This window comes from Pseudomonas sp. TMB3-21 (genome assembly GCF_054898145.1).
Genome location: NZ_CM142718.1, coordinates 2,986,635 through 3,012,205 on the forward strand (window position 1 = coordinate 2,986,635; position 25,571 = coordinate 3,012,205).

At 58.9% G+C, this 25,571-nt stretch carries 23 protein-coding genes; 17 read left to right on the forward strand and 6 right to left on the reverse strand.

The features are described from left to right. Positions 1-122 precede the first annotated feature (122 nt). The 7 genes from ACYZTS_RS13730 to ACYZTS_RS13760 all read left to right on the forward strand — a co-directional run bounded on the left by ACYZTS_RS13730 (position 123) and on the right by ACYZTS_RS13760 (position 8,384). Positions 123-1,382, forward strand: coding sequence for a D-mannose isomerase (locus tag ACYZTS_RS13730; protein WP_461989837.1), 1,260 nt, complete (start codon positions 123-125; stop codon positions 1,380-1,382). A gap of 116 nt (positions 1,383-1,498) precedes the next feature. Next, entirely contained in the window at positions 1,499-2,797 is a 1,299-nt protein-coding gene (locus ACYZTS_RS13735) for an ABC transporter substrate-binding protein (RefSeq protein WP_028623012.1), read from the forward strand. A gap of 149 nt (positions 2,798-2,946) precedes the next feature. Further along, on the forward strand, positions 2,947-3,855 hold the full coding sequence (locus tag ACYZTS_RS13740) for a carbohydrate ABC transporter permease (protein ID WP_028623011.1): 909 nt from the start codon (positions 2,947-2,949) through the stop codon (positions 3,853-3,855). Beyond that, positions 3,848-4,693, forward strand: a complete 846-nt coding sequence (locus tag ACYZTS_RS13745) for a carbohydrate ABC transporter permease (RefSeq protein ID WP_461989839.1) — start codon at positions 3,848-3,850, stop codon at positions 4,691-4,693. Before ACYZTS_RS13740 ends, ACYZTS_RS13745 begins: the two co-directional genes overlap by 8 nt. 3 nt (positions 4,694-4,696) lie before the next feature. Beyond that, positions 4,697-5,857, forward strand: coding sequence for an ABC transporter ATP-binding protein (locus ACYZTS_RS13750; RefSeq protein WP_461989841.1), 1,161 nt, complete (start codon positions 4,697-4,699; stop codon positions 5,855-5,857). Between the two features lie 219 nt (positions 5,858-6,076). Beyond that, on the forward strand, positions 6,077-7,423 hold the full coding sequence (locus ACYZTS_RS13755) for a carbohydrate porin (RefSeq protein WP_028623008.1): 1,347 nt from the start codon (positions 6,077-6,079) through the stop codon (positions 7,421-7,423). A gap of 106 nt (positions 7,424-7,529) precedes the next feature. Beyond that, a complete protein-coding gene (locus ACYZTS_RS13760; RefSeq protein WP_028623007.1) occupies positions 7,530-8,384 on the forward strand; it encodes a D-hexose-6-phosphate mutarotase in 855 nt (284 codons plus the stop codon). 788 nt (positions 8,385-9,172) lie between these two features. Here ACYZTS_RS13760 and ACYZTS_RS13765 read toward each other — a convergent pair. After that, positions 9,173-10,033 carry a MurR/RpiR family transcriptional regulator gene (locus tag ACYZTS_RS13765; RefSeq protein WP_175649041.1) on the reverse strand — a complete coding sequence of 287 codons (861 nt, stop codon included), beginning with the start codon at positions 10,031-10,033 and terminating at the stop codon, positions 9,173-9,175. A gap of 225 nt (positions 10,034-10,258) precedes the next feature. Here ACYZTS_RS13765 and zwf point away from each other — a divergent pair, with 225 nt between their 5' ends. The 4 genes from zwf (at position 10,259) to ACYZTS_RS13785 (ending at position 14,018) form a co-directional block, all read left to right on the forward strand. Continuing rightward, positions 10,259-11,728: a glucose-6-phosphate dehydrogenase gene (gene zwf, locus ACYZTS_RS13770; protein WP_461989843.1), complete on the forward strand. Its 1,470-nt coding sequence runs from the start codon at positions 10,259-10,261 to the stop codon at positions 11,726-11,728. Further along, positions 11,715-12,428: a 6-phosphogluconolactonase gene (pgl, locus tag ACYZTS_RS13775; protein ID WP_461989845.1), complete on the forward strand. Its 714-nt coding sequence runs from the start codon at positions 11,715-11,717 to the stop codon at positions 12,426-12,428. Before zwf ends, pgl begins: the two co-directional genes overlap by 14 nt. A 17-nt stretch (positions 12,429-12,445) precedes the next feature. After that, positions 12,446-13,111: a bifunctional 4-hydroxy-2-oxoglutarate aldolase/2-dehydro-3-deoxy-phosphogluconate aldolase gene (locus tag ACYZTS_RS13780; protein WP_461989847.1), complete on the forward strand. Its 666-nt coding sequence runs from the start codon at positions 12,446-12,448 to the stop codon at positions 13,109-13,111. 181 nt (positions 13,112-13,292) lie between these two features. After that, positions 13,293-14,018: an intradiol ring-cleavage dioxygenase gene (locus ACYZTS_RS13785; protein ID WP_461989849.1), complete on the forward strand. Its 726-nt coding sequence runs from the start codon at positions 13,293-13,295 to the stop codon at positions 14,016-14,018. Between the two features lie 2 nt (positions 14,019-14,020). On the opposite strand, the gene ACYZTS_RS13790 is transcribed toward ACYZTS_RS13785, so the two are convergent. Together ACYZTS_RS13790 and ACYZTS_RS13795 are read right to left on the reverse strand one after the other, a co-directional pair. Further along, a complete protein-coding gene (locus tag ACYZTS_RS13790; protein WP_461989851.1) occupies positions 14,021-15,202 on the reverse strand; it encodes an aminotransferase class V-fold PLP-dependent enzyme in 1,182 nt (393 codons plus the stop codon). Between the two features lie 20 nt (positions 15,203-15,222). Then, the gene (locus ACYZTS_RS13795) at positions 15,223-15,459 is read right to left on the reverse strand and encodes a DUF3820 family protein (protein WP_007949456.1); all 237 of its coding nucleotides are present in this window, start codon (positions 15,457-15,459) and stop codon (positions 15,223-15,225) included. 203 nt (positions 15,460-15,662) lie between these two features. Here ACYZTS_RS13795 and ACYZTS_RS13800 point away from each other — a divergent pair, with 203 nt between their 5' ends. The 4 genes from ACYZTS_RS13800 (at position 15,663) to ACYZTS_RS13815 (ending at position 19,340) form a co-directional block, all read left to right on the forward strand. After that, a complete protein-coding gene (locus tag ACYZTS_RS13800) occupies positions 15,663-16,130 on the forward strand; it encodes a PA2169 family four-helix-bundle protein (RefSeq protein WP_461989853.1) in 468 nt (155 codons plus the stop codon). 157 nt (positions 16,131-16,287) lie between these two features. After that, complete coding sequence (locus tag ACYZTS_RS13805) at positions 16,288-18,276, forward strand: FUSC family protein (protein ID WP_461989855.1); 1,989 nt, start codon at positions 16,288-16,290, stop codon at positions 18,274-18,276. Next, complete coding sequence (locus ACYZTS_RS13810) at positions 18,263-18,469, forward strand: DUF1656 domain-containing protein (protein WP_028622998.1); 207 nt, start codon at positions 18,263-18,265, stop codon at positions 18,467-18,469. The genes ACYZTS_RS13805 and ACYZTS_RS13810 overlap by 14 nt, the downstream gene beginning before the upstream one ends. A gap of 10 nt (positions 18,470-18,479) precedes the next feature. Then, positions 18,480-19,340 carry an efflux RND transporter periplasmic adaptor subunit gene (locus ACYZTS_RS13815; protein WP_461989857.1) on the forward strand — a complete coding sequence of 287 codons (861 nt, stop codon included), beginning with the start codon at positions 18,480-18,482 and terminating at the stop codon, positions 19,338-19,340. Positions 19,341-19,392: 52 nt separating this feature from the next. Here ACYZTS_RS13815 and ACYZTS_RS13820 read toward each other — a convergent pair whose 3' ends face one another. Then, a complete protein-coding gene (locus tag ACYZTS_RS13820) occupies positions 19,393-19,863 on the reverse strand; it encodes a MaoC family dehydratase (RefSeq protein ID WP_461989859.1) in 471 nt (156 codons plus the stop codon). Between the two features lie 43 nt (positions 19,864-19,906). Next, entirely contained in the window at positions 19,907-20,851 is a 945-nt protein-coding gene (locus ACYZTS_RS13825) for a lysophospholipase (protein WP_461989861.1), read from the reverse strand. A gap of 224 nt (positions 20,852-21,075) precedes the next feature. Between ACYZTS_RS13825 and fadD2 the strand changes: the two genes are divergently transcribed. Both fadD2 and fadD1 read left to right on the forward strand, forming a co-directional pair. Next, a complete protein-coding gene (fadD2, locus tag ACYZTS_RS13830; protein ID WP_461989863.1) occupies positions 21,076-22,764 on the forward strand; it encodes a long-chain-fatty-acid--CoA ligase FadD2 in 1,689 nt (562 codons plus the stop codon). A 355-nt stretch (positions 22,765-23,119) separates the two neighbouring features. Further along, complete coding sequence (gene fadD1 / locus ACYZTS_RS13835) at positions 23,120-24,817, forward strand: long-chain-fatty-acid--CoA ligase FadD1 (RefSeq protein WP_461989865.1); 1,698 nt, start codon at positions 23,120-23,122, stop codon at positions 24,815-24,817. A gap of 353 nt (positions 24,818-25,170) precedes the next feature. Here fadD1 and ACYZTS_RS13840 read toward each other — a convergent pair whose 3' ends face one another. Then, positions 25,171-25,548: a hypothetical protein gene (locus tag ACYZTS_RS13840; protein WP_028622993.1), complete on the reverse strand. Its 378-nt coding sequence runs from the start codon at positions 25,546-25,548 to the stop codon at positions 25,171-25,173. Positions 25,549-25,571 lie beyond the last annotated feature (23 nt).

Genomic DNA, 25,571 nt, shown 5'->3' on the forward strand with positions numbered 1-25,571 from the left:
CTCACTTCAGGATCGGGCTGAATGTCACAGGCCAGTGACAAAACCTGCCCGCTTCGTTACAAGCTCGCCACTGCCCGTTGTTTAGACTGCCCCTCAGTCATAACAACAAAAACAGGCACCTCATGGACTCCTTCAATCCGGACTTCAGCAGTTGGCTGAACGCACCTGCCCACCAGCAATGGCTCGCCATCGAGGGCTTGCGCCTGCTGGACTTCGCCAAGGCATCGAAGCTTGCGGAAGGCTTCGGCAATCTCGATGAAAAGGGCCGGCTCCCGCCCAACGCCCACGCCGAAACCATGAACACCGCGCGCATGACGCACAGCTTTGCCATGGCTCACATTCAGGGCTTGCCGGGTTTTGCCGAGCTGGTCGACCACGGCATTCAGGCCCTGCGCGGGCCGTTGCGCGACGCTGTGCACGGGGGCTGGTTCGCCACCGCCGAGCACCGCGACGGCAACACCGGCAAGAACGCCTACCTGCACGCGTTCGTCGCACTCGCCGCGAGTTCCGCTGTGGTCGCGCAACGCCCCGGTGCCCAAGCGTTGCTGGATGACGCCATCGACATCATCGACACCTGGTTCTGGAGTGAGGAGGAGGGCGCGATGCGCGAATCCTTCAATCGTGACTGGAGTGAAGAAGAAAGCTACCGCGGCGCCAACAGCAACATGCACGCCACCGAAGCCTTTCTCGCTTTGGCCGATGTCACCGAAGACAATCACTGGCTGAGCCGTGCGCAGCGTATCGTCGAGCGCGTGATCCACGGCCACGCCGCCGCCAATGATTACCTGGTGGTCGAACATTTCGACCGCGACTGGAACCCGTTGCGCGACTACAACCGCGACAACCCGGCCGACGGTTTCCGTCCCTACGGCACTACGCCAGGCCATGGTTTCGAATGGGCGCGGCTGTTGCTGCACCTCGAAGCGTCGCGGGTGCGGGCCGGCATGCTGACGCCCGGCTGGCTGGCCACCGACGCGCAAAAGCTGTTCGACAACAACTGCCGGCACGCCTGGAACATCGACGGCGCGCCGGGAATTGTCTACACCCTCGACTGGGACAATCGCGCGGTGGTTCGCCATCGTCTGCACTGGACCCATTGCGAAGCCAGCGCCGCAGCCAGCGCCTTATTGAAGCGTACAGGCGGTGCTCAATACGAAGCCTGGTATCGACTGTTCTGGGATTTCTGCGAGCAATATTTCATCGATCGCTGCGATGGCAGCTGGCACCACGAACTTGATCCGCTCAACCAACCGAGCGCGGATATCTGGGCCGGCAAGCCTGACCTGTATCACGCCTGGCAAGCGCTGTTGATCCCGCGTCTGCCACTGGCGCCGAGCATGGCCAGTGCCTTGGCAAGGTTGTGCCAGAGCGGTTCTATGTAACCATGCTGTGACATTCACGCGTCCCTTCGTTACCTGCGAAGGGATGACTCCTGTTTAGAATCCGTGCAGCGCAAGCACCAGACTTGCATGCATAACAACAAGAAAGGTACTTCCAGATGAACGCGATTTCTCGCCTCGCTACTGTCATTTCTCTCGCCTCCCTCTCTGCGCTTCCTCTCAGTGTGCTTGCCGCCGAATCCAAAGGATCCGTGGAAGTCGTTCACTGGTGGACATCGGGTGGTGAAAAAGCAGCGGTCGATGTGCTCAAGGCCCAGGTCGAAAAAGACGGCTTCACCTGGAAGGACGGCGCAGTGGCCGGCGGTGGTGGCTCCACGGCCATGACCGTATTGAAAAGCCGCGCAGTGGCCGGTAACCCGCCGGGCGTCGCCCAGATCAAAGGCCCGGACATCCAGGAATGGGGCAGCACCGGCCTGCTCAGCACCGATACCCTCACCGACGTCGCCAAGGCTGAAGGCTGGGATAACCTGCTGATCAAAAAAGTCTCCGATACCGTCAAGTACGAAGGCGATTACGTCGCTGTTCCGGTGAACATTCACCGCGTCAACTGGCTGTGGATCAACCCGCAAGTATTCAAGAAAGCCGGGATCGACAAAGCCCCGACCACCCTCGAAGAATTTTATGCCGCCGGCGACAAGCTGAAGGCTGCCGGTTTCATCGCTCTGGCCCACGGTGGCCAACCGTGGCAGGACAGCACCGTGTTTGAAGACATCGTGCTCTCGGTCATGGGCGCCGACGGTTACAAGAAAGCCTTGGTCGACCTCGATCAGAAAACCCTCTCCGGGCCGGAGATGACCAAAGCGTTCACCGAGCTGAAAAAACTCACCGGTTATATGGACCAGAACCGCGCCGGGCGTGACTGGAACATCGCTGCCGCCGACGTCATCAACGGCAAGGCCGGTATGCAGATGATGGGCGACTGGGCGAAAAGCGAATGGACCGCTGCCGGTAAAGTGGCCGGCAAGGATTACCAGTGCGTGCCATTCCCAGGCACCGAGAAAGCCTTCACCTACAACATCGATTCGCTGGCCGTGTTCAAGCTCAAGGCTGATCGCAAGGGCGATATCGCCGCTCAACAGGACCTGGCCAAGGTCGCTCTGGGCAAAGACTTCCAGAAAGTCTTCAGCATCAACAAAGGCTCGATCCCGGTGCGCACCGACATGCTTAACGACATGAGCGCACTTGGCTTCGATTCCTGCGCACAAACAGCTGCCAAGGACTTTCTGGCAGACGAGAAAACCGGCGGCCTGCAGCCAAGCATGGCGCACAACATGGCCACTTCCCTGGCCGTGCAAGGCGCGATCTTCGACGTGGTCACCAACTTCATGAACGATAAAGATGCAGACCCGGCCAAGGCCAGCGGTCAACTGGCGTCGGCTATCAAAGCTGCGCAGTAATCTGACAATGAGTGACCCTCTGTAGGAGTGAGCCTGCTCGCGATGGTGTGTCAGCTATATAAATGTCGACTGACACTCCATCGCGAGCAGGCTCGCTCCTACATGGGATCACTGTACGGCCCCAATTTCTCTCCACCTGGATTATCCCGATGAGCTCTGTGGCGGTTTTAAGCAAAGCCTCACCGTTCGATGCGCTGCAACGCTGGTTACCCAAGTTGGTACTCGCGCCAAGCATGCTCATCGTGTTGGTTGGTTTTTACGGTTACATCATCTGGACATTCGTCCTGTCCTTCACCAATTCCAGCTTCATGCCGAGCTACAAGTGGGTCGGCCTGCAGCAATACATGCGCCTGATGGACAACGATCGCTGGTGGGTCGCGAGCAAAAACCTCGCACTGTTCGGCGGCATGTTCATCGGCATCAGCCTGGTGCTGGGCGTATTCCTTGCCGTGCTGCTCGATCAGCGCATCCGCAAGGAAGGATTCATCCGCACGGTTTACCTGTACCCGATGGCGCTCTCGATGATCGTTACTGGTACCGCGTGGAAGTGGCTGCTCAACCCCGGCCTTGGCCTGGACAAAATGCTGCGCGACTGGGGCTGGGAAGGCTTCCGTCTCGACTGGCTGGTGGATCAGGATCGCGTGGTGTACTGCCTGGTGATCGCTGCCGTGTGGCAAGCCTCGGGGTTTGTCATGGCGATGTTCCTGGCCGGCCTGCGCGGGGTCGATCAATCGATCATCCGTGCCGCGCAGGTGGACGGCGCGAGCCTGCCGACTATCTATATGAAGATCGTGCTGCCGAGCCTACGTCCGGTGTTCTTCAGCGCTTTCATGATCCTCGCGCACATTGCGATCAAAAGCTTCGACCTGGTGGCGGCGATGACCGCAGGTGGTCCGGGTTATTCCTCCGACCTGCCGGCGATGTTCATGTACTCCTTCACCTTCAGTCGCGGCCAGATGGGTATTGGCTCCGCCAGCGCCATGATGATGCTCGGCGCGATCCTGGCGATTCTGGTGCCGTACCTGTACTCCGAGCTGCGGGGCAAACGACATGAGTAATCAACTCGGAAAACCGGCGCTCAGCTTCAGCCGCGTCGCGATCTACGCAACGTTGTTGCTGGCCGCGGCGATCTATCTGATCCCGTTGGTCGTCATGCTGCTGACCAGTTTCAAAACCCCGGAAGACATCCGCACCGGCAACCTGCTGAGCTGGCCGCAAGTGATCGACGGCATTGGCTGGATCAAGGCTTGGGACAGCGTCGGCAGCTATTTCTGGAACTCGGTGAAAATCACCGTGCCCGCCGTGCTGATTTCCACCTTCATCGGTGCAATGAACGGCTACGTGCTGTCGATGTGGCGCTTCCGTGGTTCGCAATTGTTTTTCGGTCTGTTGCTGTTCGGCTGCTTCCTGCCGTTCCAGACCGTTCTGCTGCCGGCTTCATTCACCCTCGGCAAGTTCGGTTTGGCCAACACCACCACCGGCCTGGTACTGGTCCACGTGGTTTACGGCCTGGCGTTCACCACGCTGTTTTTCCGCAACTACTACGTGAGCATTCCGGATGCGCTGGTCAAGGCGGCGCGTCTGGATGGCGCGGGCTTCTTCACGATTTTCTGGAAGATCCTGCTGCCGATGTCGATCCCGATCGTGATGGTCTGCCTGATCTGGCAGTTCACGCAAATCTGGAATGACTTTCTGTTCGGCGTGGTCTTCGCCAGTGGCGACGCCCAGCCAATTACCGTGGCCCTCAACAACCTGGTCAACACCAGCACCGGGGCCAAGGAATACAACGTTGATATGGCCGCCGCGATGATCGCCGGGCTGCCGACACTGCTGGTCTACATATTCGCTGGCAAGTATTTCCTGCGTGGGCTGACGGCCGGCGCGGTCAAGGGGTAGAACATGGCAACTCTCGAATTACGCAACGTCAACAAGACCTACGGCGCCGGTTTGCCGGACACCCTGAAAAACATCGAACTGAAAATCGACGACGGTGAATTCCTGATTCTGGTCGGCCCGTCCGGTTGCGGTAAATCGACACTGATGAACTGCATTGCCGGTCTGGAAACTATCAGTGGCGGCGCGATTCTGGTGGACGACGCCGACATCAGCGGCATGAGCCCGAAGGATCGTGACATCGCCATGGTGTTCCAGTCTTACGCGCTGTACCCGACCATGAGTGTGCGTGACAACATCGCGTTCGGCCTGAAGATCCGCAAGATGCCGGCCGCCGACATCGACGAAGAAGTCGCTCGTGTCGCCAAGCTTTTGCAGATCGAACATCTGTTGAACCGCAAGCCGGGCCAGCTCTCCGGTGGTCAGCAACAGCGTGTGGCCATGGGCCGAGCGCTGGCGCGTCGACCAAAGATTTATCTGTTCGACGAACCGCTGTCCAACCTCGACGCCAAATTGCGTGTCGAGATGCGCACCGAAATGAAACTGATGCACCAGCGTCTGAAAACCACCACGGTCTACGTGACCCACGACCAGATAGAAGCCATGACGCTGGGCGACAAAGTGGCGGTGATGAAGGACGGAATCATTCAGCAGTTCGGCACGCCAAAGGACATCTACAACAACCCGGCCAACCTGTTCGTGGCGAGCTTCATCGGTTCGCCGCCGATGAACTTCATTCCTCTGCGGCTGCAACGCAAGGAGGGTCGCCTGATGGCGCTACTCGACAGTGGGCAGGCGCGTTGCGAATTGCCGCTGGGCATGCAGGACGCCGGGCTCGAAGACCGCGAAGTGATTCTAGGCATGCGCCCGGAGCAGATCGTGCTCGCGGCTGGCGAGCCGAATGGTTTGCCGACCATTCGCGCGGAAGTGCAGGTCACCGAGCCGACCGGCCCCGACACGCTGGTGTTCGTCAATCTCAACGACACCAAGGTCTGCTGCCGCCTGGCGCCGGATGTGGCGCCGGCTGTGGGCGAGACGCTGACCTTGCAGTTCGATCCATCGAAAGTGCTGCTGTTCGATGCCAAGACCGGGGAGCGTTTGGGCGTTGCGGGCCAAGCGCAACCTGAGATTCACGCTGCCAACGTGACCCAGTTCAAGGGCCGCTGAAGATCAAACAGGGTGGGCGGTCAATGTGGGAGCGAGCCTGCTTGCGAATACGGTCTGGCATTCAGCAAAGAAGTTGTCTGATACCCCGCTTTCGCGAGCAGGCTCGCTCCCACAAAGGGAATCGCCCAGAGAAATTCGTGGTGGATGGAAACACTGCCGCAACCGATGTAAACCGCGTTAGATAAAAACAGTTAATAACAATAAAACGAGGATGTAGGGATGAAGAAGAACAACAACGCCCAATTGATCTGCCAGTTGTCGGCGATTGCGGCAATGACACTGGCGGGCGGCGTGCACGCTGCAGAGGCGTTCAGTCCGGAATCGAAATGGATGACGGGCGATTGGGGTGGTGAACGGACCAAGCTGATTGATGCGGGTTATGACTTCCAGATCGAGTACGTCGGCGAAGTCGGCTCCAACCTCAAGGGCGGTTACAACGACGACACCACCGCGCGCTACAGCGACCAGTTTGCCTTCGGTGCAAAACTGGACCTGGAAAAAATCTTCGGCTGGAACGATGCCGAATTCAAACTGGCGATCACCGAACGTAGTGGTCGCAACATTTCCAACGACCGCATCGGCGATCCGCGTGCCGGCACTTTCAGTTCCTCGCAGGAAGTCTGGGGCCGTGGCCAGACCTGGCGTCTGACGCAGTTGTGGGTCAAACAGAAATACTTCGACGGCGCACTCGATGTGAAGGCCGGTTACTTCGGTGAAGGCGAAGACTTCAACAGCTTCCCGTGCGACTTCCAGAACCTGGCGTTCTGCGGCTCGCAAGTGGGTAACTGGGTCGGCGGCATCTGGTACAACTGGCCGGTCAGCCAGGCCGCGATCCGCGTGAAGTACAACATCAACGACGAGCTCTACGCGCAGATCGGTGCATACAACCAGAACCCCTCGCAGCTGGAAACCGGCAACGGCTTCAAGCTCAGCGGCAGCGGCACCAAAGGCACCATCATTCCGGTCGAGTTGGTCTGGTCGCCGAACGTCAACAGCCTGCCCGGTGAATACCGCGTTGGTTACTACAAAAGTACCGCCAAGGCCGATGACGTTCGTGAGGACGACAACGGCAATGATGCGGCTATCAGCGGCGACGCTTACCGCAGCCACAGCAGCAAATCCGGCTACTGGTTCGTTGCGCAGCAGCAGCTGACCGACCACAACGGCGACAAGAGCCGTGGTCTGAGCATCGCTGCCAACGCCACCTTCCATGACAAGGAAACCAACACGGTCGATAACTATCAGAACCTGATGTTGACCTACAAAGGTCCTTTCAACGCCCGTCCGAAAGACGACGTCGGCATCGGTATCGCACGGATTCACGTCAACGAAGATGCCCAGAAAAACCGCAAGCTGATCAACGGCGTAAACGGTATTGACGACTACGACAATCCAAGCTTCCTGCCGATCCAGGACACCGAGTACAACGCTGAAATCAACTATGGTTTCCACGTTACTAACTGGCTGACCGTGCGTCCCAACCTGCAATACGTGAAGCACCCGGGCGGGGTTGATCAGGTGGACGACGCGATCGTTGCCGGCCTGAAAATTCAGTCGGTGTTCTAACGCTGTTGCGATAAGCTCCTCTCTATGTGCGCATTTTTTGCGGACGGCCAAGGCTGTCCGCTTTTTTTTGGGCTGGCGCACCCGATGATTTTCAGGACAGTGGCACATGCATGAGCATCCGCTCCAACGCTTCTTCAAATCCTTGCGTGCACGTCCGGTGTTTGCGTGGGAGCGCTATCAGTTGCGCGATGTGCTGGTGATCGAGCATCCGCGGTGTCAGGCGGTGTTCAGTCGGCAGGGCGCGCAGTTGTTGCACTTCCAACCACGGGGTCAAAAGCCCTGGCTGTGGTGCGCGGCTAAATGGCCACATGTAGGCGCCATTCGCGGTGGCGTGCCGGTGTGTTGGCCGTGGTATGGCCGCCATCCGAGCGAAAACGCCTGGCCGTCCCATGGCTGGGCGCGGCTACTCGACTGGAAGCTGATGGACAGCAGCGAAGACGAGGAGGGCGTGCGCCTGCACTGGCAATTACAACTGTGTGATTGGCAGGTGGATCTGCATGCGCATCTTGGCGAACGCATGGAATTGCGCCTGAGCACCGAGCATCAGGACAGCCTGCCGTGCCAATTGAGTCAGGCCTTGCACGCCTATTGGCGTATTGGTGATGTCGGTGAGGTAGCGCTGTCTGGGCTCGACGGCGCGCAGGGTTACGACCAATTGAATCGGCAGGCGTGTCAGCAGGAAGGCGAGTTGCGGGTGGAGGGCGGATGTCAGCGGGTGTTCCAGCATGACGGTGAATTGCAGCTCAAGGATCATGCCTGGCAGCGCGAATTGTGTATCGATACCGGCGACGATGGCGACACGGTGGTCTGGCACCCCGGTACGCGGCCGTTGCTGGGAGTGAGCTGGAACGAGATTTCAGAGTTCGTCTGCGTGGAAGCGGCGAGCGGCGGGACTGACAGTCTGAGTCTGGCGCCGGGGCAGAAAGCGCATTTGAGTTTACAGGCGCGAGTTGGGGTTTAGCTCAGGATGAGCGGTGTTGCGACTGGCCCCTTCGCGGGCAAGCCCGCTCCCACAAGGATTTGTGGTGGTCACAAATGTCGCGACCAATGGAGATCCACTGTGGGAGTGAGCCTGCTCGCGATGAGGTCAGGCAACGAAGGGGCTAGTCAGTCGGAGTCTGGCGCCGGGGCAGAAAGCGCATTTGAGCTTGCAGGCGCGGGTTGGTGTTTAGCTTAGGATCGGCAGTGTTGTAGCGGCTGCCATCGCGAGCAGGCTCGCTCCCACAAGGATTTGTGGTGGTCACAAATGTCGCGACCAATGGAGATCACTGTAGGAGCGAGCCTGCTCGCGATGAGGCCGGGTCAGGCAACGAAGGGGCTAGTCAGTTTGAGTCTGGCACCGGGGCAGAAAGCGCATTTGAGCTTGCAGGCGCGGGTTGGCGTTTAGCTCAGGATCAGCAGTGTTGTAGCGGCTGCCATCGCGAGCAGGCTCGCTCCCACAAGGATTTGTGGTGGTCACAAATGTCGCGACCAATGGAGATCCACTGTGGGAGCGAGCCTGCTCGCGATGAGGCCGGGTCAGGCAACGAAGGGGCTAGTCAGTTTGAGTCTGGCGCCGGGGCAGAAAGCGCATTTGAGTTTACAGGCGCGAGTTGGGGTTTAGCTCAGGATCAGCAGTGTCGTGCGGCCGCCATCGCGAGCAGGCTCACTCCCACAAGGATTTGTGGTGGTCACAAATGTTGCGACCAATGGAGATCCACTGTGGGAGTGAGCCTGCTCGCGATGAGGCCGGGTCAGGCAACGAAGGTGCTAGTTAAACTCATCCCCCACCGGATACCGGCTGGCATTCAGACTCTCTTTGATCTTGCGCAGATGCGGCTGGAAATCCACGCCACGGCGCAAGGTCATGCCGGTCGCGAGTACGTCGAGCACCGTCAGCTGAATAATCCGCGAGGTCATCGGCATATAAATGTCGGTGTCTTCCGGCAGCGGAATGTTCAGGCTGAGCGTACTGGCTTTGGCCAGCGGTGATCCCTCGGCGGTCAAACCCAGCACCGAAGCGCCGTTCTCCCGGGCGATGCGCGCCACTTCCACCAGTTCGCGGGTGCGTCCGGTATAGGAAATGATCACGAACAATTCGCCGGTATGCGCGACCGACGCAATCATGCGCTGCATCAGCACGTCGGCATGGGCGGTGACGGCCAGGTTGAAGCGGAAGAATTTGTGCTGCGCATCCAGTGCTACCGGGGCTGAGGCGCCGAGGCCGAAAAAGTGAATCTGGCGCGCCTGGATCAACAGGTCGACGGCGCGGCTGATCAGGTTCGGGTCCAGCGCCTGCAAGGCACTGTCCAGGGAAGCGATGGCGCTGCCGAAAATTTTCTTGGTGTACGCTTCCGGATTGTCATCGGCCTCGACCGCACGGCTGACATAGGCCGCACCACTGGCCAGACTCTGCGCCAGTTGCAACTTGAGTTCCGGGTAGCCGCTCACACCGAATGAACGGCAGAAACGGTTGACCGTCGGCTCGCTGACTTTCGACGCCTGGGCGAGGGCGGCGATGCTGAACCGGGTGGCCTGCTGCGGGTTCAGCAGGATGACTTCGGCGACTTTGCGTTCAGCCTTGTTCAGGTCTTCAAGGCGATTCTGGATCTGTTCCAGGAGATTTCGCACGCGGTCCATAGTTGTTCCTTGATTCACCGACAAAAAAGACGCCCTGCTATGCAAATTGGGCCTTTGATGTGGCCCGTGGCGGTGGCCTATCCTACTGATGGCTCCGACCGACCACCACTCGGAATCTGCATATTGGGTAAATGTTGTGTTTATTACTACATTTTCCCTTGAGTGATGCCTTGAAAAAAGGTATTTGTAGCTTAACTTGATAAAAGAACAAACATCATGCCCTCGATTACGGTTGAACCGTGCACATTTGCCTTGTTCGGCGCGCTCGGCGATCTCGCTTTGCGCAAGCTGTTTCCTGCGCTTTACCAGCTTGATGGCGCAGGCCTGCTTCATGAGGACACGCGTGTTATTGCGCTGGCCCGTGAGCCTGGCAGCGAGCAGGAGCATCTGGCGTTCATCACCTCCGAGCTGCGCCGCTATGTCGGTGAAAAGGAGCTGGACGAAGCAATACTGGACCGCTTCCTCGGTCGCCTGAGCTATCTGCACGTCGACTTTCTCAAGGCCGATGATTATGTCGCGCTGGCCGAAGCGGCCGGATCTGCCCCGCGGGTGATCGCCTACTTCGCGACCCCGGCGGCGGTATACGGCGCGATCTGCGAAAACCTGTCGAAGGTCGGCCTCGCTGAAAATACCCGGGTTGTGCTGGAGAAACCGATCGGTTCGGACCTGGAGTCTTCGCGCACGGTCAACGACGCCGTGGCGCAGTTCTTCCCGGAAAACCGCACTTATCGAATCGACCATTACCTGGGCAAGGAAACCGTTCAGAACCTGATCGCCCTGCGATTTGCCAACAGCCTGTTCGAAACCCAGTGGAACCAGAATTACATTTCCCACGTGGAAATCACCGTGGCCGAGAAGGTTGGCATCGAAGGTCGCTGGGGCTATTTCGACAAGGCCGGCCAGCTGCGCGACATGATCCAGAATCACCTGCTGCAGCTGCTTTGCCTGATCGCCATGGACCCGCCGGCCGACCTCTCTGCCGACAGCATTCGTGACGAGAAAGTCAAAGTGCTCAAGGCACTGGCGCCGATCAGCCCGGAAGGCTTGACTACACAAGTGGTGCGCGGCCAGTACATCGCCGGTTACAGCGAAGGCAAAGCGGTGCCGGGCTACCTCGACGAGCCAAATTCAAACACCCAGAGCGACACCGAAACCTTCGTCGCCCTGCGTGCCGATATTCGCAACTGGCGTTGGGCCGGCGTGCCGTTTTACCTGCGTACTGGCAAGCGCATGCCGCAGAAGCTGTCGCAGATCGTCATCCACTTCAAGGAACCGTCGCACTACATTTTCGCCCCGGAGCAGCGCCTGCAGATCAGCAACAAGCTGATCATCCGCCTGCAACCGGACGAAGGCATTTCCTTGCGCGTGATGACCAAAGAACAAGGCCTGGACAAAGGCATGCAGCTGCGCAGCGGTCCGTTGCAGCTGAATTTTTCCGACACCTGGCGTAGCGCGCGGATCCCCGATGCCTACGAGCGTTTGTTGCTGGAAGTGATGCGCGGCAATCAGAACCTGTTTGTCCGTAAAGATGAAATCGAAGCCGCGTGGAAGTGGTGTGACCAGTTGATTGCCGGGTGGAAAAAATCCGGCGATGCGCCCAAGCCGTATGCGGCCGGGTCCTGGGGACCGATGAGTTCCATTGCACTGATCACGCGGGATGGGAGGTCGTGGTATGGCGATATCTGAATTGAAATTACCGCTGGGCGTTAGTGCTCATGCGTTCAAGAGCCCGGTGTTGTTGGCCGAAGGCCTGGCGCTGACTGTGGCCAAGCAACTGAGCGATGCAATCGACGCTAAAGGCACTGCCACCCTGGTGGTGTCCGGTGGACGCAGCCCGGTAGCGTTTTTTCAGCATCTGGCGAAACAGACACTGGATTGGTCCAACGTGGTCATCAGCCTGGCCGATGAGCGCTGGGTACCGGTTGAACACGCCGACAGCAATGCCGGCCTGATCAAACGCTACCTGTTGCAAGGTCCGGCTGCCAAAGCACAGTTTTTGAGTTTGTACAGTGCCACCGCCAATGTCGATCAGGCTGCCGAACAGGCAGATCGCTTGCTCGGCGAATTGCCACCGATCGACGTGCTGATTCTCGGCATGGGCGACGACGGTCACACGGCTTCGCTGTTTCCCGACAGCCCGAACCTGGCCGACGCGTTGAAGGCTGATGGCAGCCGTCGTTGCTACCCGATGCTGGCGCCGACCGTACCGCACCAGCGCCTGAGCATGAGCCGCGCGCTGCTGGCTTCGGCGAAACACAAGGTTCTGTCGATTTCCGGTCAGTCCAAACTGACCACCCTGAGCGCCGCTCTGGCCGGCGACGACGTCGCTGCCATGCCGATTCGCGCGTTTCTGCAACCTACGTTAGAGATTTACTGGTGCCCATGAGCCAAGGATCAGCCGCTATGACAAACCCATCCCCGACCGTTTCCATGGCGGATAAAGTTGCCCTGATCGACAGCCTCTGTGCCAAGGCGCGGATTCTGCCGGTGATCACCATCGCCCGCGAGCAGGACATTCTGCCGCTGGCCGATGCCCTGGCGGCCGGTGGCCTGACTGCGCTGGAAGTGACGTTGCGTTCGCAATACGGGCTCAAGGCGATTCAGATTCTGCGCGAACAACGTCCGGAACTGATGACCGGTGCCGGCACCGTGCTTGACCGCAACATGCTCGCCGCAGCCGAAGCGGCAGGTTCGCAGTTCATCGTCACGCCTGGCATCACCCGTGACCTGCTCGAAGCCAGCGTCGACAGCCCGATTCCGCTGTTGCCAGGGATCAGCAATGCATCCGGCATCATGGAAGGCTACGGTCTGGGCTATCGCCGCTTCAAGTTGTTCCCGGCGGAAGTCAGCGGTGGCGTCGCAGCCATCAAGGCACTGGGCGGCCCGTTCGGTGAAGTAAAATTCTGCCCGACCGGTGGCGTCAGCCCGGCCAACATCAAAAGCTACATGGCGCTGAAAAACGTCATGTGCGTGGGTGGTAGCTGGATGCTTGATCCGGAGTGGATCAAGAACGGCGACTGGACCCGCATTCAGGAATGCACCGCCGAGGCCCTGGCGCTGCTGGACTGATCGCTTCAACCGACACTTCGTTGTGTGTTCTACGGCTTTAACGGTGCGCTTGGTCGGTGCACCGTTTTTTTTTGCCCGTAGATCTAACGACCGTAGGACCGACATTTTGCGATACACAGTTAACGCCCCCCGCCCGCCGTGCGGCGCTAATCTGCTTCCATCTTATGGAAGAGATCAACACATGAACGCCATCAATTCGCTACCTGCCGCACTTCCCGCTTATCTGCTGTCACCCGAGCAAATCGCCGGCCCTTACTTTCGAAATTCCAAACTCATCAGACGCAACATCAGCGAAGGCATGGATGGCATCCCGCTCGTGCTGCGCCTGAAAATAGTCGATGCAATGACTGGCCAGCCTGTCACGGGGGCGATCGTCGATATCTGGCATTGCAACGCCCGCGGCGCGTATTCCGGCTGGAGCAAAATCAATCCGGACGAGGAAGTCGATGTCGAGGCCATCGGCTCCATCCCGCGCACCGATGACGATACCTACCTGCGTGGCGGGCAGTTCACCGACAGCAATGGCATCGTACGCTTCACCACCATCTACCCCGGTTTCTATGCCGGCCGGGCGCTGCACATTCACGTCGCAGTGCGCATCACCGCCGGCAACAACTATCTGGAAGAACGTCATGTGGCGTGGGTCGGGCAGTTATATTTTCCGGAAGTGGCGTCCAGGTCGGTGCTCAACACTCGGGAGTACAGCGGTCGCGGCGTTGCCCCACTCAATAACGCGCAAGACTTCTTCTACGCCGCCATGGGCGGCGAAGCGTCGACCTTGAGCATCCACACGCTCGGCCGCGACTCCAGTGACGATGGCTTCTTCGGGCACACGACCATTGGCATCGACACGTTCGCGGTGTCATCGCAGATCCGGCCCGAAGACTTCGACAAATACACCGTCTGAACTCAGCGCAGTTCGTCGAGCGCTTTGCTCAGCCGCTGCATATCGTCAGCGCTGCTGATGAGCCCCGGCGTGATGCGGATACACGGCCCACAGGCCGCACCGCTGCGCACGATGGTAAACAGGTTGTAGTCCTTGAGCAGCCGCTCGACCATGACCTGCTGATCGTCATGCCGGGTGAAGCGCATGGCGGTGATGCCGCAATACAGGCGTGGATCGTCCGGCGTGAGGACTTCGATGCCCGGCAACTCACGGACTGCGCTGACCCATAGATCACGCATGTAGTTGAGCCTTGCGCCCTTCGCCGTTGCAGCGCCCATGGCCCGATGTTCTTCGAGCACTAACGGCAGGGTCAGCAACGCCGGGATGTTGGGGGTGCTGTGGGGTGTGCGGGCGCGAATATCGCTGATCGGGTAATGCGTCTCGGCCATGTCCGGGTCGATGTCGTCGAGGCGCTCGCGGGCGATGTAAATAAATCCCAGAGTCAGTGGCGACCCGATCCATTTGTGCAGATTAAAACCGGCGAACGCGATACCCAGCTCATCGAGGTTGAATTCGATCTGGCCCAATGCGTGCGCACCGTCGAGGATCACATCGATGCCGTGCTCTTTAGCGGCCGCGGCAATGGCTTGCACCGGCATGACCAGCCCGGTGCGATGCGTGACGTGGGTCAGCGCCATCAATTTAAGGCGCGGATGACGCGCGAAGATGTCGCGGTACGTATTCAGCAGGCCGTCGTAGGTGGCGGGATGGGCGTGCTCGATTTCGATGATATCGGCGCCACGGTTGCGCGCCAGCCAGCGCATGGCGCTTTTGACCGTGTCGTATTCCAGATCGCAGATCAGCACCTGATCACCTGGCTTGAGCAGGTTGTAATTGCGGATCAGCGATTGCAGGCCGTCGGTAGCGTTGCGGGTGAGGGCGACGGTGTCGTCAGGCACCTTGATCAATTCGGCAACCGCCGCGCGAATCGTCAGGCCTTCATGCTGCTCGAAGCGCTGGCGCACATAGACCGAGTTGCTGCGATTGATGAACTCGATGTTGCGCTGATATTCCTCGACCACCGTGCGCGACATGCGTCCGAAGTAGCCGTTTTCCAGATTGACCGGGCCGGGTTCCAGGTCGTAGCGGTCGGCGAAAGTCTGCCAGAAAGATTCATCACGGGCACGTCGGGTGTTCTCAGGCATGGAGGACTCGATCAAGGGGTTCAGTGGCGAGGGGCGGGTTTGCCATGTTTGGCGCGCAGCGGTTCCAGCAATTCCGATAATCCGTTGTGATCGATTTCCTGCATGAGGGCCAGCAACCCGCCCAGTTCGCCATGGGGAAATCCTTCGCGGGCGAACCAGTTGAGGTATTGGCCAGGAAGGTCGGCAATGATCCGGCCTTTATATTTGCCGAAGGGCATTTCACGGGTGATCAGTAATTCGAGCTTTTCGGGGTTCATCTGTCGGCCACTTGCATTCAGTCAGGATGAAAATACAGGCATTCTGCATGCAGGCCAAATGACAGATCATGCAAAAAAAGCGGATACAGTTTTTGACTGAAATTATAACTAATTGAAATATAACGAGTTATTGTTCAGTCCAAAACTGGCATGCAGGGTGCAATAGCTATTACATCTTTCATCAACCCCGTGAGGAATTGAAAATGACTGACATCAATAAAGAATCCATCTCCGTCCTGAACGACCTGATCGAAACCAGCAAAGATGGTCAAGAAGGCTTCAAGACCTGCGCAGAAGACATCAAGCATCCAGAACTGAAAGCTCTGTTTGTGAAGCGTTCCGCCGATTGCGCTGCCGCCGCTGCTGAATTGCAGGCTGCAGTTCGTTCGATGGGTGGCGACCCGGAAACTTCTACCAGCGTCAGCGGTGACTTGCACCGTCGCTGGGTAGACGTCAAAGCCGTGTTCACCGGCAAAGACGAAGAAGCCGTTCTGAATGAAGCAGAGCGCGGTGAAGACCACGCACTGAAGGCTTACAAAGAAGCAATGGAAAAAATCAATAAGCATAATCTGGTTGGCATCCGTGACCTGGTTGAACGTCAACTCCACGGCGTGCAACGTAACCACGACCAGGTGAAAGCCCTGCGTAACCAGGCTCGCGCACGCTCGTAAGCGTTCGTAGCCTGTCAAAAACGCCAGCCAGTCTGGCGTTCTTTTGTGTCTGTAAATAAGTGCTGGACTGTACATAGTTAGCTAGCTAATAATTTGTCTGCCCGTTGTCCCCGCGCATTACGTCTATCGTTAAACCGTGCCCTTCAGAGTTTTCCCTGTGCCCATCACTTTCCAGGCGTTATTCCTGCCTGACCGCCGTGCTTTGCAATTCGCAATCAAGACCGTGCTCGGCGGCGGCCTGGCGCTGTGGCTGGCGATGCGCTGGGGGCTTGAGCAACCGGCGTGGGCGTTGATGACAGCGTTTATCGTTGCGCAGCCACTGTCGGGGATGGTGGTGCAGAAAGGCTTGGCGCGACTGTTGGGAACGATCGTCGGCACCATCATGTCGGTGGTCTTCATGGGGTTGTTTGCGCAGACGCCCTGGCTGTTTCTGTTGGCGCTGGCCCTGTGGCTCGGGCTGTGCACGGCGAGCTCGACGTTGTTGCGCAGTGCCTGGTCCTACTCCTTCGTGCTGGCCGGTTACACGGTGGCGATCATCGCGTTGCCGGCCATCAGCCATCCGCTCACGGTGTTCGATCAAGCTGTGGCGCGCTGCACGGAAATCTCCCTGGGCATTATCTGCGCCACCGCCGCGAGTGCGTTGCTGTGGCCACTGCGCGTCGAACAGCAACTGGCGGATCAGGCACGTGCCGCCTGGCAAAGCGGAATGAAGGCCGCACAGGCAACATTGGCCGGCGATGGCCAGGCGCGTAAAGGTTTGCTGGAAATCCTCGGCAGGATCGTCGCGGTCGATGCGCAGCGCGAACATGCCTGGTTCGAAGGCAGTCTGGGGCGGCAGCGTGCGCGTTCAATCAGTGGACTGAGCCAGAAGCTGTTGATGTTGCTGCGCATCGCGCGGTCAGTGCGTCGCCAGTGGAAGCAGCTGGAGCCGCAGGAAGCCGAGCAATTGCAACCGTGGATGAATGAAGTTCAAGAGGCGCTGGATCATTGCGATCCGGCTGCGCTGCAAGCGTTGCGCCCGCGATTGCTGGACGCCTGCCACGATGCGCAAATCAGCTCGGCGCAAAGTTTCTGCCTGGCGCGTCTGGCCCTGCTGCTCGACAGCGCCATGGCGGCAAGCGCGGCACTGCAGGCGGTGGAGGAGGGCAGGGAAACGGTCGACCCGCCGCGCACGCTCGCGTCACATCGCGACCTGTCATTGGCATTGGTCTTCGGCGCGCGCAGTGCCTTGGCTTTTCTGGTGGTGTCATGCTTCTGGCTGGCCACCGCCTGGCCGGCTGCTTCGGGCGCTTTGCTGCTGACCTGCGTGGTGTGCAGCCTGTTCGCCAGTCGCGAAAACGGCGCGCAAATCGGTATGAGTTTCATGCGCGGTATTTTTCTGGCAATTCCATCAGCGTTTATCGTCGGGCAGATTCTGCTGCCGCAATGGAGCAGCTTTGCCTTGCTCTGCCTCGGCATGGGCGTGCCGTTATTCTTCGGTGCGCTGGGCATGGCCAAGCCGCAGATAGGCGCCACAGCGACCTCGTTCTGCCTGCACTTTATCGTGCTGATATCGCCGCTCAACGCGATGAAATTCGATGTCGCGAACTTTTTCAACAGTGCTCAAGCGATTGTCATCGGCGTGGGCGCGGCGGTGCTGGCGTTCCGGTTATTGATGCTGCGCGATCCGGCATGGCACAGCCGACGCTTGTTAACCGCGACCCTGCACGACCTGGTGCGCCTGACCCGACGCAATCTGCGCGGTGCCGAAAGCTGGTTTGGCGGGCGCATGGCCGATCGCCTGTTGCAGTTGGCGCGGCACTATCCCGAGTTGCCGGAGCCGGCACGCAGCCGCTGGGACGATGGCTTGCTGGGCCTGGACATCGGCGACGAGTTGCTGCATTTGCGCTTGAGTCTCGCCGTGGCGCAGGCGCCGGTCGGTGTGCCTCAGCGTCGGTATCTCGATCAGCTGGAAAAACTTCTGCAGCAAGGTCCGGCCGCCAGTCGCGCCGATGCGTTGCAACAACCGAGTGAAGAATTTTTGCAGACGTTGTACGCATTACCGCCCAGCGATGCCGTGAAACTGGCGCAGGGCGCGGTGCTGCAATTGCACAACAGCTGGCGCGCCTGGTGTCGTCAGCAGGAGGTCAGCCATGGGCTTGCGTGAATGGTCAGTGGGCGGCGTCCTGCTCAGTCCTTTTCTGATTTATGTGGTGCTGGCGCTGCTGGTCACCGGCGGTTTGCGCATGTTGCTTCAACTGACCCCGGTCGGGCGCTGGATCTGGCACGAAGCGTTATTCGATTGCGCCTTGTACGTCTGCGTATTGACACTGATCACCGTCGTCCTCGGACCTTTATAAGGAGTTGAACATGCGTACATCCGTACGTGTCGCGGTAACCCTGACCCTGGTGGCGCTGGCGATTTTTGCCGGTTTCCATCTATGGCAGTACTACATGCTGACCCCGTGGACCCGCGATGCGCGAATCCGTGCCGACGTGGTGGTGATCGCCCCCGACGTGTCGGGCTGGGTACGCGAACTGAAGACCTTCGACAACCAGCGGGTCAAGGCCGGGGATTTGTTGCTGAGCATTGATCGAGATCGTTTCGAAGCCGCGCTGGAGAAAGCGCAGGCGGTGGTGCAAACCCGTCAGCAGCAGCTGAAGTTGCGTGAACGCGAGGCCAGTCGCCGCGCCGCGCTGGGTCCGCAAGCGATCAGCGCCGAGCTGCGCGAAAATGCGCAAATCAATGCCGGCATTGCCCGAGGCGAACTGCGCGAAGCTCAGGCCGAAGCCAAGGTCGCCGAACTCAACCTGGCGCGCAGTCAGGTGCATGCGCCCCGCAGCGGGCATGTCACCAACCTGCAACTGGCGCAGGGCAATTTTGTAAACGCCGGGCAACCGGTGATGGCGCTGATCGATGATTCGACGTTTTACGTGCAGGCGTATTTCGAGGAGACCAAACTGCCGCGCGTTCGCGTGGGCGATCCGGTCAAGGTCTGGCTGATGAGTGTCGGCACGCCGTTGCATGGGCATGTCGAGAGCATCAGTCGCGGCATCACCGACCGCAACACCACACCCGACGGGCAGTTGCTGGCGGAGGTGGAACCGACCTTCAACTGGGTGCGGCTGGCGCAGCGGATTCCAGTGCGGATCAAGCTGGATGAGGTGCCGGAGGGGGTTAATTTGAGTTCAGGGATGACGGCGAGCGTGCAGGTGCAGGAAGCGCCATAAGATCAAAGATCGTCCGAACGCGGCCCGAGCCTTCGGACGATCTTTTTAATCATCACCCAATACTGATCGCCGGCAATGTCGGCAACGTCACAGTCTGCTGCTTGCGTGGGGCGAGGATCTCGGCCTCGCCGTCGACCACCAGTTCATCGCGCTGATTGAACACGCGGGTGGCAATCCGTACACGGAATTTCGGCAGTTTTTCGACAATTTCCAGGCGCACTGTCAGCGTGTCGCCAATCTTCACGGGCTTCTGAAAACTCATCTGCTGACCGATGTAGATCGTCCCCGGCCCAGGCAACTCGCAAGCCACGGCCGCACTGATCAACGCGCCGCTGAACATGCCATGGGCGATGCGCTCCTTGAACATGGTGGCGGCGGCGAATTCGGCGTCCAGGTGCACCGGGTTGTGGTCCCCCGACATCGCGGCGAACAGCTGGATGTCGCGCTCTTCGACGGTCTTGCTGTAACTGGCGGTCTGGCCAACTTCGAGGGCTTCGTAAGGGGTGTTGGTAACCTGGGTCATCTGTCTCAATTCCTGTGACGAATAAAAAAATCCACAAAAAAAACTATTCGGACCGGGCCGGGCGGCGATGGCTCAGCGCTCCGGCGATCCAGCTCAGCACATCGGCGGTGACTGCATCGCGGTTTATTTCGTTGAACAGCTCATGCCGTGCCTGCGGGTAAACAGTCAGTTGCAGGTTCTGGCTGCCGGCGGCGCGCAATGCGTGAGCCAGGTCTGTCAGACGCTTGCCTTCACTCACCGGATCACATTCGCCGCCCATTACCAGCAACGGCAGGCCCGGATCGATCTGCGCGAGATTGGACGCTTTGCTGATTTGCTGCAAGCCGCCGAGCAAATCGATCCACAACTGATTGGTGCAGCGAAACCCGCAAAGCGGGTCGGCCGCGTACTTGTCGACTTCAGCCGGGTCGCGACTGAGCCAGTCGAACGGCGTGCGCACCGGTTTGAATTGCTTGTTGAACGAGCCAAACGACAACCATTCGATCAAGGCGCTGCGCCCGGTCCGCCCCTGACGCACGCGTTCGAGGCGGGCAATCTGCCGCGCCGCACGGTAAAGCGCCACAGGCTGAAAATTCGAGCCGCTAAGGATCGCGCCATGCAGGCTGGCACTGTGGTGCAGCAGATACGCCTGGGCCAGATAACTGCCCATGCTGTGGCCGAGCAGCACGATGGGCACACCGGGATGTTGTTGGCCGATGTGCTGGTTGAGGCTCGCCAGATCGCCGACCACCTTGCACCAACCGTCATCGTCGGCGAAGTGGCCGAGCGTCGCGGTTTCGGCCGTTTTGCCATGCCCGCGCAAGTCCGGCGCGTAAACGCCGTAGCCATTCTCGCAACATTTTTCCGCCAGGCGAGCGTACCGGCCACTGTGTTCCGCCATGCCATGGGCCACCAGAATCACCGCCTTCAACGGCGTCTCAGGCAGCCACTGGTTGACGAAGAGGCGGCTGCGGTCACTCACGGTCAGCCAGAAAGTGTCATGGATCATGGCGATTCCTTTGCATGGGCTCGATGCATTGTATAGCGCATCCCGACGTTGACGTCTGATCAGCCCACGCCACGGCAGGAAGATTCACACGATCTATGACGGCTACTGGCATATTTGCCTGATTCGCCATAGCTGCTAACGTCCGGGAAGCTCCGCTTTTTGTTTATTCGGCAACGAAGGAAAAAAAGCGGCCCGGATAGGCTCAGGTAAAGAGGACAAGAACAATGCAACCTGATTTCTGGAATGACAAACGCCCGGCCGGCGTGCCCCTGGACATTGAACACGGGGCCTACAAGTCGGTGATCGAGGTGTTCGAGCGTTCCTGCAAGAAATTTGCTGACCGCCCGGCCTTCAGCAACATGGGCGTCACCCTGACCTACGCCGAACTGGAACGCTACAGCGCCGCGTTCGCCGGTTACCTGCAAGCGCACACCGACCTGGCACCGGGCGACCGCATAGCGGTGCAGATGCCCAACGTTTTGCAATACCCGATTGCCGTGTTTGGCGCGTTGCGCGCCGGGCTGATCGTGGTCAACACCAACCCGCTGTACACCGCGCGGGAGATGCGCCATCAGTTCAAGGATTCCGGTGCACGGGCGCTGGTCTACCTGAACATGTTCGGGCAGAGAGTCCAGGAAGTGCTGGCCGACACCGACATTCAGTACCTGATCGAAGCGAAGATGGGCGACATGATGCCTGCCGCCAAAGGCTGGCTGGTCAACACCATGGTCAGCAAAGTGAAGAAAATGGTTCCGGACTATGCCTTGCCGCAGGCCATTTCTTTCAAGACCGCGTTGCGCCAGGGCCGGGGGCAGGGCATCAAGCCGTTGAACGCCGGGCTCGATGACATCGCGGTGCTGCAATACACCGGCGGCACCACCGGCCTGGCCAAGGGCGCAATGCTGACCCACGGCAATCTCGTCGCCAATATGCAGCAGGCGAGGGCGTGCCTGGGGCAGATCGGCGATGACGGCCAGCCACTGCTGCGGGAAGGTCAGGAAGTGATGATCGCGCCGCTGCCGCTGTACCACATCTATGCATTCACGGCGAACTGCATGTGCATGATGGTAACCGGCAACCACAACGTGCTGATTACCAATCCAAGGGACATCGGCGGTTTCATCAAGGAACTGAAGAACTGGCGGTTTTCCTGTCTGCTGGGGCTGAATACGCTGTTCGTTGCGCTGATGGAGCATCCGGATTTCAAGACCCTGGATTTCTCCAGCCTGAAGGTCACGAATTCGGGCGGCACCGCACTGGTCAAGGCGACTGCCGAGCGCTGGGAGCAACTGACCGGTTGCCGCATCACCGAAGGCTACGGCCTGACCGAAACCTCGCCGGTGGCCTGCACCAATCCTTATGGCGGCCAGTCGCGTATCGGCACGGTTGGCCTGCCGGTGCCGGGCACCACGCTGAAGATCATCAACGATGATGGCATCGAGCAGCCCCTGGGCGAGCGCGGCGAGTTGTGCATCAAAGGCCCGCAGATCATGAAAGGCTATTGGCAAAAACCGGAAGCCACTGCGGAAGTGCTGGATGCCGAGGGCTGGTTCAAGTCCGGCGACATCGGCGTGATCGACCCGGACGGTTTTGTGCGCATTGTCGATCGCAAGAAGGACATGATCATCGTCTCCGGTTTCAACGTGTACCCGAACGAGATCGAAGATGTGGTAATGGCTCACCCGAAAGTCGCCAACTGTGCGGTCATCGGTGTGCCGGACGAGCGATCGGGGGAGGCGGTGAAGCTGTTTGTCGTGGCCCGCGAGACGGGTGTCAGCCTCGAAGAACTGAAGGCCTACTGCAAGGAAAACTTCACCGCGTACAAAGTGCCGAAACACATCGTCTTGCGCGAATCGTTGCCGATGACGCCGGTCGGCAAGATCCTTCGAAGGGAGTTGCGCGATATTGCCTGATCGGTGAATGGCCGCGCTTCGCACGATCGCGAGCAGGCTCGCTCCTACAAGGACAATGGTGATCCTGTAGGAGCGAGCCTGCTCGCGATTTTTTCTGTATATGCCGTGTTTCCGATGGCTTTCACAGCGCTATAGAATTTTTGCTCTAAAACTGACCATTGCATATTCAAGAGTCACCAACGTGACTGTAGAGCCCGCTTTTGGCTCTAGGCGACCTTTGGCAAAGCTGCTACTCTCGGCGCGCTTTGGGACCTCTCGGCCTGCTTTAACCGCCAGATGCACCCATAATCAAACACCAATAATAATCGCATCAAAATGCGGTATTCGAATTCGCGTCGCTGAGGAGTGGGCTTCCATGATCGAAGACTTTTGGAAGGATAAGTACCCTGCCGGGATTGCTGCCGAGATCAATCCGGACGAGTATCCGAATATTCAGGCAGTGTTGAAGCAGTCCTGCCAACGCTTCGCCGACAAACCGGCATTCAGCAACCTGGGCAAGACAATCACCTACGGTGAATTGTACGAATTGTCCGGTGCATTTGCCGCGTACCTGCAACAGCATACCGACTTGCAGCCAGGCGATCGAATCGCCGTGCAATTGCCCAACGTTCTGCAGTACCCGGTCGCCGTGTTCGGGGCGATTCGCGCAGGGCTGATCGTGGTCAACACCAACCCGCTGTACACCACGCGGGAAATGGAACACCAATTCAACGACTCCGGCGCGAAAGCGCTGGTGTGCCTGGCGAACATGGCGCACCTGGCCCAGACCGTCGTGCCGAAAACCGGCGTCAAGCACGTGATTGTCACCGAAGTGGCTGACTTGCTGCCGCCGCTCAAGCGTCTGCTGATCAACAGCGTCATTAAATACGTGAAGAAAATGGTCCCGGCTTATCACTTGCCGAAGGCGATCAAGTTCAACGATGTGTTGAGCAAGGGTCATGGCCAGCCAGTGACCGAAGCCAATCCGGCCAGCAGCGACGTGGCCGTGTTGCAATACACCGGTGGCACCACCGGCGTGGCCAAGGGCGCAATGCTGACCCATCGCAACCTTGTGGCGAACATGCTGCAGTGCAAGGCACTGATGGGCTCCAATCTGAATGAAGGCTGCGAGATCCTGATCACGCCGTTGCCGCTTTACCACATCTATGCCTTCACCTTTCATTGCATGGCGATGATGCTGATCGGTAACCACAACGTCCTGATCAGCAACCCGCGCGACCTGTCGGCGATGGTCAAGGAGTTGTCGAAGTGGAAGTTCAGCGGCTTTGTCGGCCTCAACACGCTGTTTGTGGCCCTGTGCAATAACGAAGCGTTCCGCAAGCTCGACTTCTCGGCGCTGAAAGTCACGCTGTCCGGCGGCATGGCCCTGCAACTGGCCGCCGCCGAGCGCTGGAAAGCGGTCACCGGCTGCGCCATCTGCGAAGGCTACGGCATGACGGAAACCAGCCCGGTTGCGACGGTCAATCCGATTCAGCATATTCAGATCGGCACCATTGGTATTCCGGTACCTTCAACGCTGTGCAAAATCATTGACGATGCCGGTGTGGAATTGCCCTCGGGCGAGATCGGCGAACTGTGTGTGAAGGGTCCGCAGGTCATGAAAGGTTACTGGCAGCGTCAGGACGCCACTGATGAAATGCTCGATAGCGAAGGCTGGCTGAAAACCGGCGATATCGCGGTGATCCAGCCTGACGGTTACATGCGCATCGTTGATCGCAAGAAAGACATGATTCTGGTGTCGGGCTTCAACGTTTACCCGAACGAACTGGAAGACGTGCTGGCGACCCTGCCGGGTGTGTTGCAGTGCGCAGCCATTGGTGTGCCGGACGAGAAGTCGGGCGAGGCGATCAAGATTTTCATCGTGGCCAAACCGGGCGTCACCCTGACCAAAGAACAGGTGATGGAGCACATGCGCGCCAACGTCACCGGGTACAAAGTGCCTCGTTCGGTGGAATTCCGCGATGCGCTGCCGACCACGAACGTCGGCAAGATTCTGCGTCGCGAGTTGCGTGATGAAGAGTTGAAGAAGATCAAGGCGAAGACCGCCGCCTAAACCAAAAAACCCCGCAAATGCGGGGCTTTTTGTGGGCAGTGAAATAAACGGGCTTCTGTGGGATTGGATGTTCTATGGTGAGGGAGCTTCTGTGGCAAGGGGCTTCTGTGGCGAGGGGGTTTACCCCCGTTGGGCTGCGCAGCAGCCCCCTAACCATAACCCGCAACCCAATTCCCAAGGTATATCGTAGTCGCCATCTTACGACTGCTGCGCAGCCGAACGGGGCGGTGCGACGTTTCGCTAAACCCCCTCACCACAAGTAAACCCCCTGGCCACAGATGGATCCCTGGTCACAAATGATTCACGGTGCGGCAAGCAAACTTCTCACAACAGTCCATGACTCAGAATCTGCCTTACAACCGAAACTGCGCGAAATTGACGTTGGTGCCCGCCGGACGCATATCCTGCAGATACGAATCCTTGTCGGCGCTCAATTCCAGGCTCAGCGCGGCTTTGCGCTTGCCCTCATTACGCACGACCAGACCTTCGAGCTTCTCGCGCAGGAACACCGTCGGCACTTTCAAGTGCAGCAGTTCGTCTGTGTCCGGGGTGTGCATCAGCAGGTGAATCCATTCGTACTGACCAATCGCCAGACGCGCTACCGGGATGTCGAACCACCAAATGTTGCGGTTGCGGTTCAATTCGGTGAAATGGCAGTTGTTGACGCCAAGCACAGCACCGCCAAGTTCCTGATTTCTGCGGGCAATGGCCTGCGGTTTATCGAGTTTCATAACATTCCTACGGGATTGGATCT

Coding starts and splice junctions, on each gene's coding strand:
- ACYZTS_RS13760 (WP_028623007.1), top strand. CDS start 7,530: ATGCATGAGCATCCGCTCCAACGCTTCTTCAAATCCTTGCGTGCACGT.
- fadD2 (WP_461989863.1), top strand. CDS start 21,076: ATGCAACCTGATTTCTGGAATGACAAACGCCCGGCCGGCGTGCCCCTG.
- ACYZTS_RS13800 (WP_461989853.1), top strand. CDS start 15,663: ATGACTGACATCAATAAAGAATCCATCTCCGTCCTGAACGACCTGATC.
- ACYZTS_RS13795 (WP_007949456.1), bottom strand. CDS start 15,459: ATGAACCCCGAAAAGCTCGAATTACTGATCACCCGTGAAATGCCCTTC.
- ACYZTS_RS13755 (WP_028623008.1), top strand. CDS start 6,077: ATGAAGAAGAACAACAACGCCCAATTGATCTGCCAGTTGTCGGCGATT.
- ACYZTS_RS13790 (WP_461989851.1), bottom strand. CDS start 15,202: ATGCCTGAGAACACCCGACGTGCCCGTGATGAATCTTTCTGGCAGACT.
- ACYZTS_RS13825 (WP_461989861.1), bottom strand. CDS start 20,851: ATGATCCATGACACTTTCTGGCTGACCGTGAGTGACCGCAGCCGCCTC.
- pgl (WP_461989845.1), top strand. CDS start 11,715: ATGGCGATATCTGAATTGAAATTACCGCTGGGCGTTAGTGCTCATGCG.
- ACYZTS_RS13785 (WP_461989849.1), top strand. CDS start 13,293: ATGAACGCCATCAATTCGCTACCTGCCGCACTTCCCGCTTATCTGCTG.
- ACYZTS_RS13840 (WP_028622993.1), bottom strand. CDS start 25,548: ATGAAACTCGATAAACCGCAGGCCATTGCCCGCAGAAATCAGGAACTT.
- ACYZTS_RS13735 (WP_028623012.1), top strand. CDS start 1,499: ATGAACGCGATTTCTCGCCTCGCTACTGTCATTTCTCTCGCCTCCCTC.
- ACYZTS_RS13780 (WP_461989847.1), top strand. CDS start 12,446: ATGACAAACCCATCCCCGACCGTTTCCATGGCGGATAAAGTTGCCCTG.
- fadD1 (WP_461989865.1), top strand. CDS start 23,120: ATGATCGAAGACTTTTGGAAGGATAAGTACCCTGCCGGGATTGCTGCC.
- ACYZTS_RS13730 (WP_461989837.1), top strand. CDS start 123: ATGGACTCCTTCAATCCGGACTTCAGCAGTTGGCTGAACGCACCTGCC.
- ACYZTS_RS13820 (WP_461989859.1), bottom strand. CDS start 19,863: ATGACCCAGGTTACCAACACCCCTTACGAAGCCCTCGAAGTTGGCCAG.
- ACYZTS_RS13810 (WP_028622998.1), top strand. CDS start 18,263: ATGGGCTTGCGTGAATGGTCAGTGGGCGGCGTCCTGCTCAGTCCTTTT.
- ACYZTS_RS13745 (WP_461989839.1), top strand. CDS start 3,848: ATGAGTAATCAACTCGGAAAACCGGCGCTCAGCTTCAGCCGCGTCGCG.
- ACYZTS_RS13750 (WP_461989841.1), top strand. CDS start 4,697: ATGGCAACTCTCGAATTACGCAACGTCAACAAGACCTACGGCGCCGGT.
- zwf (WP_461989843.1), top strand. CDS start 10,259: ATGCCCTCGATTACGGTTGAACCGTGCACATTTGCCTTGTTCGGCGCG.
- ACYZTS_RS13740 (WP_028623011.1), top strand. CDS start 2,947: ATGAGCTCTGTGGCGGTTTTAAGCAAAGCCTCACCGTTCGATGCGCTG.
- ACYZTS_RS13815 (WP_461989857.1), top strand. CDS start 18,480: ATGCGTACATCCGTACGTGTCGCGGTAACCCTGACCCTGGTGGCGCTG.